We start from the raw sequence: 7,083 nt of genomic DNA, 5'->3' as shown, positions 1-7,083 counted from the left end.
CCGATCGCCCCGTCGCCGTCGAGGCCAAACCCGGACCGGCGCCGGCCCCCACCAGCCCGATGCCCGCCGCTCCCGCAGCCGGATCCGTCTCCGGCCATCCGGCTCCCGCCGCCATGCCGCCGAGCGCGGCTCCCCCGGTGCAGGCCGGTGCCGGCTCCGCCGACCCGGCGCCCGGCCCCGAGCCGGTGCCGGGCGTGAAACCCGCGCCCGAGGCCGATGCGTCGGCGCAAGCCAAGCCTCCCGCCGTGGAGGAGCCCCCGCGCGCGGCCCGATCGGCGACGGAGGCGAGACCGGCCGAGACCCGGATCGCCGACACCAGGACGGCCGAAACCCGGACCATCGAGGCGAGGCAGGCCGAGGTGCGGATCACGGCCGCCTCCGGCGACTGGCGAAACGACGGCCCGGCCCAGCCGGCGGCCGGCGCGCCCGCCTCCCTCGCGACACCGTCGGCCCCCGCGGCGCTGCCGCACACGACCCTGCGCCAGATCGCCGACGCGGTGGCGACGGGGGCCGCCGCGCTGCCGGATTCCGCCTCGGTCCGGGCCGGCGCGGTCGCGGCGGCCTGGAGTGCCGCCGCCCAGGCGGAGGGGCCGGTGCGGCTCCTGACGCTGCAATTGCGTCCCGCCGAACTCGGGCAGGTCCAGGTGCGGATGCGCCTCCAGGACGGCCGCCTCGAGATGACCCTGCGTGCCGAGCGCGAGGAAACGGCCGAGCTCCTGCGCCGCGACGGCGGCCTCCTGACGGCCCTCGTGCGCGAGGCCGGCTACCAGCCCGACCTCGTCACCGTGCAGTCCGGGCGCGTGCCCGGCGACGCGCCGCCGCAGGGCGGCCAGAGCGGCGCACAGGCGGGCGGGCCGTCCTTCACCGCCGGCGGCCAGCAGCAGGGCGGCGCGAGCCCGGACCAGCCGGCCCGCCGCACCCCCGACGCGCCCGAGGAAGGCGGGCGCCGGACCATGGAGCAGAGAGATGATGCGCAGAGCGGCGATCGCGGCGGCCTTTACCTTTAGCACCGTGGCGGCCGCGCACGCCGCTGCCACGGTCTCCGGCGCCGCCAAGGCCCCCCTGCCGGCGACCGGCAACGTCTGCGAGCAGCAGATGGCGGCGGCGGCCGCGCGCCACGGCGTGCCGCTCGGCATGCTGTACGCCGTCGGGCTGACCGAGAGCGGCAACCGCGGCTCGCTCCAGCCCTACGCCATGAATATCGCCGGCAAGGCCTATTTCGGGTCGAGCGCCGCCGACGTGATCCGGCGCCTGGGCGAGGCGCAGGCCAGCGGCGTGCGCCTGGTCGATCTCGGCTGCATGCAGATCAACCACCACTATCACCGGGCGAAGTTCACCTCGCTCGAGGCGATGATCGACCCGCGCCAGAACGTCGAATACGCGACGGTGTTCCTGAAGGAGCTGAAGGCCCGGGAGGGCAGCTGGACCCTGGCGGTCGCACGCTATCACGCCGGCCCGAACAACAATCCGGCGCAGAAGCAGTATGTCTGCCGGGTGATCGCCAACATGGTCGCCTCCGGTTTCGGCCAGTGGACCCCGGGGGCGAAGACGTTCTGCCGGTGAGCCGGCGCCGCGCGGGCGCGATCCAGGGTCGGGGCCATCGGGCCCCGCCCCGGGGGCCGTCAGCCGACGTAGGTGTAGCCGATGTAGCGCTTGGCCTCGATCGGGTCGTGGCCGAGGAGATGCGCCAGCTTCTTGCGCAGCTTGCTGACGTGGCCCTCGACCACGCTCTCCTCGACGCCGTCGCTGTAGACGCCGTAGACGCCGTTGAAGAGCTGGGTCTTGGTCACCCGCCGGCCCCGGTTGCGCACCAGGAATTCGAGGATGTGCCGCTCCCGCCGCGGCAGCGAGACGGGCACGCCGTCGATCTCCGGGTCGCGTCCGTCGAAGAACACCCGGAGGCGCTCCGGGCGGGGCGGGCTCGCACCCTCCGGATCGGCGGCAGGGGCGCCGACGCCGTCGGGAGCCGCCTCCGTCGCACCGTTGACCCGGCGCCAGATCGCCTCCGCCCGGGCCAGGATCTCGCGGACGTGGACGGGCTTGGGCAGCACGTCGTCGATGCCGGCATCGAACAGGACGAGGGTCTGCTCCAGCGACCGCGAATCGGCCAGCGCGATGATCGGGGCGCGGGACTGGCGACGGATCGCGCTCGCGCAGCGGGCGCGCTCGTCGAAGTCGCCGAGCAGGAAGCCCTGGACCGCGTCGAGGTCGCTGCGGGACGCCGACTCGATCCAGCTCGTGAACTCCTCCGGCGACAGCGAAAAGGACGACACGCCTTCTCTGTCGAACCCGGCCTTGAAGCCCGCATTCACCGATTTCCTGGCATCGACCAAGAAATACATCTGTCGTACCCTCATCGAGCCCGCCCGAGTGCCGCAGCGATACCGCGCCTCGATCTGTGCTCTGTCTTGTTCTCTCGGTGCGGAACCTGCGGCCACGGTGCGCCCGATATGCGCGCGCCGTTCCGAAATCCTGCGATCTCCGAGTTGTCCCGACCGAATTCATGTCCCGGCCGACGCGGCCGGTCAATGATTGCTGCGCCGCAGCAAGCCCGCTTCGCAGGTCTTTTTTAAGAATTGGCCGGGGGTGTGTGCATGCGGACGCGTTAGGCGGCGGTTAGCTCCACCGCAGGTAGCGCAATCGCTGCCACAACCGATGTCGAGGCGAGCGAGCCGGCGCAGGGCCGCTCGGCGCGCGGGCGGCGATCCGCCGAATCACCCGCACCGGCGGGCGGCCGTCCAGGAAAGCAATCGGGCGCGGGCGTCTCCCGTGGACAGGAGACGCCCGCGCCCGATCGTCGAGGGGAGGGTGTTCGCAGCGGCTCAGGCGGAGAGCCGGGCATCCGAGAGGGCGCGGGCGAAGGCGTCGAGGCGCAGGGGCGGGGCGTCCTCGGCCAGGATGCGCTGGATCGCGACGCCGACGAAGCAGCCGTCGAGGACGAGCTTGAAGAACACCGTTACGGATTTCGCCGCGAACTCCATGTCGAGGACCACCTTCATCGAGCGGCCCCAGTCGAGGCTGACGTCGGCGGCGTCGGCGTAGGTCAGGGTGGCGTCCTTGAAGAACAGCTCGGCCGAGGAGGCGACGAGCTCGGCGATGTTGCCATGGCGCTCGCCCCGCACCCAGCCGATCAGCACGCTGCCGTCGAGCAGGCAGAACTCGGTGATGAAGTCGCGGATCGCCGTCGCGAAGACCTCCTCGGCCGCCGCGATCACGTCGCCGGGCATCGTCCGGGCCTGTGCGAGATCGTGGTCGTGAGGGATCATCGTTGTCTCGCGAACAGGAAGAACAGGATCTGCGCGACCGCGCGATAAAATTCCGCCGGAATCATCTGGTCGACCTGGACAGCATCGTACAGCGACCTTGCCAGAGGCTTGTCTTCGATCACCGGGATGCCCTTCTGCTCGGCGATCTCGCGGATGCGCAGGGCGATGAGGTCCTGGCCCTTGGCGAGCACGACCGGCGCCGGCCCCTCGGAGGGCTCGTAGCGGAGCGCGATCGCGAAGTGGGTCGGGTTGGCGATGACCACGGTGGCGCGGTCGACCTGGCCGAGCATGCGCTTGCGGGTGCGATCCTGGGCGAGCGAGCGCAGGCGCGCCTTCACGGTCGGGTCGCCCTCGACCTGCTTGTGCTCGTCCTTGATCTCCTGGCGCGACATCTTGAGCGAGCGCTGCCAGCGCAGGCGCGCCCAGACGAGATCGCCCGCGACGATCACGATGGTGGCGATGCTGACGGCCGAGACCAGGCGGATCGCGGTCGTCAGGATCAGCTCGGGAAGCTGGCTCGGGTCGACGAACATGGCACTCACGGCTTTGCCCTGTTCCGAGCGCAGGAGCAGGAGGACGACGAGACTGACCGAGGAGACTTTAAGGACGGCTTTCAGGAACTCGACCTGGCCGGAGCGGCCGAAGATCCGGCTCCAGCCCGAGGCCGGGGAGACGCGGTTCCATTTCGGGGCGATCCGGTCGGAGACGAGGCTCGGGACGTTCTGGGCGAGGGAGGCGACGAGCCCGAAGCCGATCAGCACGAGGAGGATCGGCGTCAGGAACCGGGCAAGCGCGAACCCGGTGGCGTGCATCAGGGTCAGGGCGTCCTCGGCGCTGCCGAGGGCGAACCCGCCCGGATGGTCGAGGAAGGACGCGAGGTCGCGGGCGAGCTCGGCGGCCCGGTCCCGCACCACGAGGCTCAGGGAGACCAGGAGACCGAGGATCGAGGCGAAGACCGGCGCCTCGCGGGAGAACGGGACGTCGCCCTTCTCGATCGCATCGCGCACCTTCCGCTCGGTGGCGGCCTCGGTCTTGCTTTCCTGGTCGGTCTCGTCAGACATCGGTCAGGCCCCGGGCGTGCTCAGCGGATGAGGGCTTCATCCTCGCCTCCCGGGTTGATCTCGATCTCGCCGCGGCCCGCCATGTCCATGGCAAGGTCGGTGATGCTGCGCCGCGCCTCCATCACGTCGCGCTGGGCCGCCGGATCGCCGCCGTTGAGCTCGTGCTCGACCATGCGGCGCACGCGGGCCGACAGCGCGCTGAGCACCACCGTGCGGAACTCCGCCTCGGTGCCCTTGAGCGCCAGCACCAGCCGGTCGTTGGGCACCGCGTCGAACAGGGTGGTGCGCGCGCGCGGCGCCAGCTTGACGATGTCGTCGAAGGTGAAGAGCAGGCCCTTGAGGATCTCGACCGATTTCGGCCGCGTGTCGGAGAGGCTGGTGAGCGCCTCGTCCATCTGCTGGCGGTCCATCTTGTTGATGATGTCGGCCATCTTGGCGTGGGTGTCGGCGCCGGAATTGCGCGACCCGTTGATCAGGAAATCCTCGTGCAGGGCGCGCTCGATGGCCTGCATGACGTCGTCGGTCACCGGCTTGAAGCTCAGCATCCGGCGCATCACGGTGTTGCGCACCGGCAGCGGCAGGTGCCCCATCACCTTGGCGGCGACGGCGGGCTTGACCCGGGACAGGATCAGGGCGGCGGTCTGCGGGTGCTCCTTGACGAGGTAGCTCGCCAGCACGCTCTCGGACACCGTGGCCATCCGCTCCCAGACCGAGCGGTTGGCGTTGCCGCGCACCTCGGCCAGGATGTCGGCGAGCTGGTCGGCCGGGATCAGGCCGGTGAGGAGCTTCTCGACCTCCTGCACCGTACCGACGAGGCTCGCCCCGCCGGCGAACTCCTCGGCGAAGTGCTCGATCACGGTGTCGACCTGGTCGGGGCTCACCGCCCCGAGCCGCGAGGCCGAGTGGGTGATCCGCTTGATCTCGTCCGGCTCGAAATACTTCAGCAGCCGTCCCGCCGCGGGCTTGCCCATCGCCAGGAGCAGGGTCGCGACCTGATCGACGGGCGCGAGCTGCCGGGAGGCGCCGCGCAGGGCCGGAGGGGAGGCCGCCATGTTCACGCGATCAGCCGTTCTGCGCAGCGTCGGCCGGGCCGACCACCTCGGTCAGCGAGACGCCGAAGCGGGAATTGTCCTCCTCGACGATGACGATCTCGCCGCGCGCGATCACCCGGCCGTTGACCATGATGTCGACCGGCTCGCCGACCCGGTGGTCGAGGGCCACGATGGCGCCGCGGCCGAGCTTCATCAGGTTGGCGACCGGCATGGTGGCCGAGCCGAGCACCACCTGCACCAGGACCGGGATGCGCAGGATCGAGTCGAGGTTGCGCGGGTCCTCGCCCACCGGGACGCCCGGCTGCGGGGTGCCCTGGCTCGGGAAGGCGGCGCCGGCGCCGGCATCGGGGAAGGGGCTCGTGCTCATCGCGGGCTCGCGTGAAATCCTGAAGTCCGTGACAGTCCTAAGTGGTCAAGCTGATCCGAGGCTTGCGGGCGGCGGCGCCATCCCGCCGGAAGCTCAGCGCCCGCCTTCGGCCCGGATTGCGGCGCGGCGGCCGGCCTCGAGGGCCTCGAGGGTCGCCTTCGCCTCCTCGATCTTGGCGCTCAGGGCTTCCAGCACCTCGCGGCCCTCGCCGGTGAAGTTGCGCACCGCCTCGCCCGCGGTGGCCAGCGCATGGCCCGAGGCCGCGACCGCCCGGCCGTACTCGGCCTGGGCGCGGTCGAGGCGCTTGAGCTTCAGGTAGAGCGGCAGCACGCAGGCCGTGGTGCCCACCAGGGCGGCGAGCAGCACCCCGTCAACCAGCGACACCATGCTCCGCCCCTTCCTTGTCCTGATTGATGGCCTCGTCGATCCGCAGGACGTAGGCGCCTTGGGACTGCCCGGCATGGCACCAGAACAGCGGCTTGTCGTTGCCTTCGAGCTTGATCCGGGTCGCCGGGGTGGCGTCGAGGGCGATCACCTGGCCGACCTTGAGCCCGGCGATCTCGCCGAGGCTCAGGTGGCGTTCCTCGAGCACGGCCCGCAGGTGGACCGTGGTCTTCTGCACCTCGGCAGCGATCTGGCTCGTCCAGCGCGGGTCGCGGCGGGTGCTGGTCTCGCCGGTGAGCACCTTGGCGAGGCTCGGCCGCAGCGGGTTGAGCACCGATTGCGGGATGATGATGAACATCTCGCCGCCGCGGTTGAGCGCCTGGAGCAGGAACTTGGCCTGGATCGCCTTGTTGCTGCGCCGGCCGATCACCGCGAACTCCATCCGGGTCTCGGTGCGCTCGAGGGTGAACGCGGTCTTCGAGACGAGGCCGAAGGAGGATTCGAGCGCCCGGCCGACCTGCTCGAGGATCATCTGGGCGATGCGCAGCTCGATCGCCGAGAAGGCGCGCTCGTCGTCGACCGGCTGCTCCGAGCCGTCGGCCCCGAACAGCACCTCGACCATCGTGAAGATGAAGTCGCGGTCGAAGCCGACCAGGATGTGGCCGTCCCAGGCCGGGGCCTGGAAGATGCCCACCACCGCGTTCGAATCGTAGACGTCGAGGAACTCGCCGAAGCGCCCGCTCTCGACCCCGCTGAGCGAGTAGAGGATCGAGGAGGCGGCGAGGTGCTTGAGGCCGTCGCCGCAGGCGGTGGCCAGGCGGTCGAAGATCAGCTGCAGCATCGGCAGCCGGTCCAGGGAGAGGCCGGCGGCCTCCTGGATGCGGGCGCGGATGTCGGCGGGGTTCTTGAGGATCGTCGGGTCCATGGCTGGCGGTGTCCCGGCCCTCAGGCCG

Annotated in this window: 9 protein-coding genes; 2 read left to right on the top strand and 7 right to left on the bottom strand. The window is 71.0% G+C overall.

What is annotated here, in order from left to right:
* Positions 1–1,007: flagellar hook-length control protein FliK (gene fliK, locus QR78_RS09350; protein WP_048427242.1), on the top strand; the 1,007-nt coding region annotated here is incomplete at its 5' end.
* Positions 970–1,563 carry a transglycosylase SLT domain-containing protein gene (locus QR78_RS09345; protein WP_089504166.1) on the top strand — a complete coding sequence of 198 codons (594 nt, stop codon included), beginning with the start codon at positions 970–972 and terminating at the stop codon, positions 1,561–1,563. The genes fliK and QR78_RS09345, both read left to right, overlap by 38 nt.
* Before the next feature lie 59 nt (positions 1,564–1,622).
* Here QR78_RS09345 and QR78_RS09340 read toward each other — a convergent pair whose 3' ends face one another.
* The 7 genes from QR78_RS09340 to QR78_RS09310 all read right to left on the bottom strand — a co-directional run bounded on the left by QR78_RS09340 (position 1,623) and on the right by QR78_RS09310 (position 7,055).
* On the bottom strand, positions 1,623–2,342 hold the full coding sequence (locus QR78_RS09340; protein ID WP_048427234.1) for a response regulator transcription factor: 720 nt from the start codon (positions 2,340–2,342) through the stop codon (positions 1,623–1,625).
* Positions 2,343–2,822: 480 nt separating this feature from the next.
* On the bottom strand, positions 2,823–3,266 hold the full coding sequence (locus tag QR78_RS09335) for a hypothetical protein (protein ID WP_053220849.1): 444 nt from the start codon (positions 3,264–3,266) through the stop codon (positions 2,823–2,825).
* Entirely contained in the window at positions 3,263–4,327 is a 1,065-nt protein-coding gene (flhB, locus tag QR78_RS09330; protein ID WP_048427233.1) for a flagellar biosynthesis protein FlhB, read from the bottom strand. The genes QR78_RS09335 and flhB overlap by 4 nt, the downstream gene beginning before the upstream one ends.
* A 20-nt stretch (positions 4,328–4,347) precedes the next feature.
* Positions 4,348–5,379 (bottom strand): flagellar motor switch protein FliG, encoded by a 1,032-nt coding sequence (locus QR78_RS09325; RefSeq protein WP_048427232.1) that lies wholly within the window; start codon positions 5,377–5,379, stop codon positions 4,348–4,350.
* Between the two features lie 10 nt (positions 5,380–5,389).
* Positions 5,390–5,746, bottom strand: coding sequence for a flagellar motor switch protein FliN (gene fliN, locus QR78_RS09320; protein ID WP_048427231.1), 357 nt, complete (start codon positions 5,744–5,746; stop codon positions 5,390–5,392).
* Between the two features lie 93 nt (positions 5,747–5,839).
* The gene (locus QR78_RS09315; protein ID WP_048427230.1) at positions 5,840–6,133 is read right to left on the bottom strand and encodes a hypothetical protein; all 294 of its coding nucleotides are present in this window, start codon (positions 6,131–6,133) and stop codon (positions 5,840–5,842) included.
* Positions 6,117–7,055, bottom strand: a complete 939-nt coding sequence (locus QR78_RS09310) for a flagellar motor switch protein FliM (protein ID WP_048427229.1) — start codon at positions 7,053–7,055, stop codon at positions 6,117–6,119. The genes QR78_RS09315 and QR78_RS09310 overlap by 17 nt, the downstream gene beginning before the upstream one ends.
* Positions 7,056–7,083: the final 28 nt, after the last annotated feature.

The sequence above is a fragment of the Methylobacterium indicum genome, from assembly GCF_001043895.1.
Taxonomy (GTDB): domain Bacteria; phylum Pseudomonadota; class Alphaproteobacteria; order Rhizobiales; family Beijerinckiaceae; genus Methylobacterium; species Methylobacterium indicum.
The sequence above is the reverse complement of the archived record's forward strand: the minus strand, read 5'-3'. Positions and strand labels throughout refer to the sequence as shown.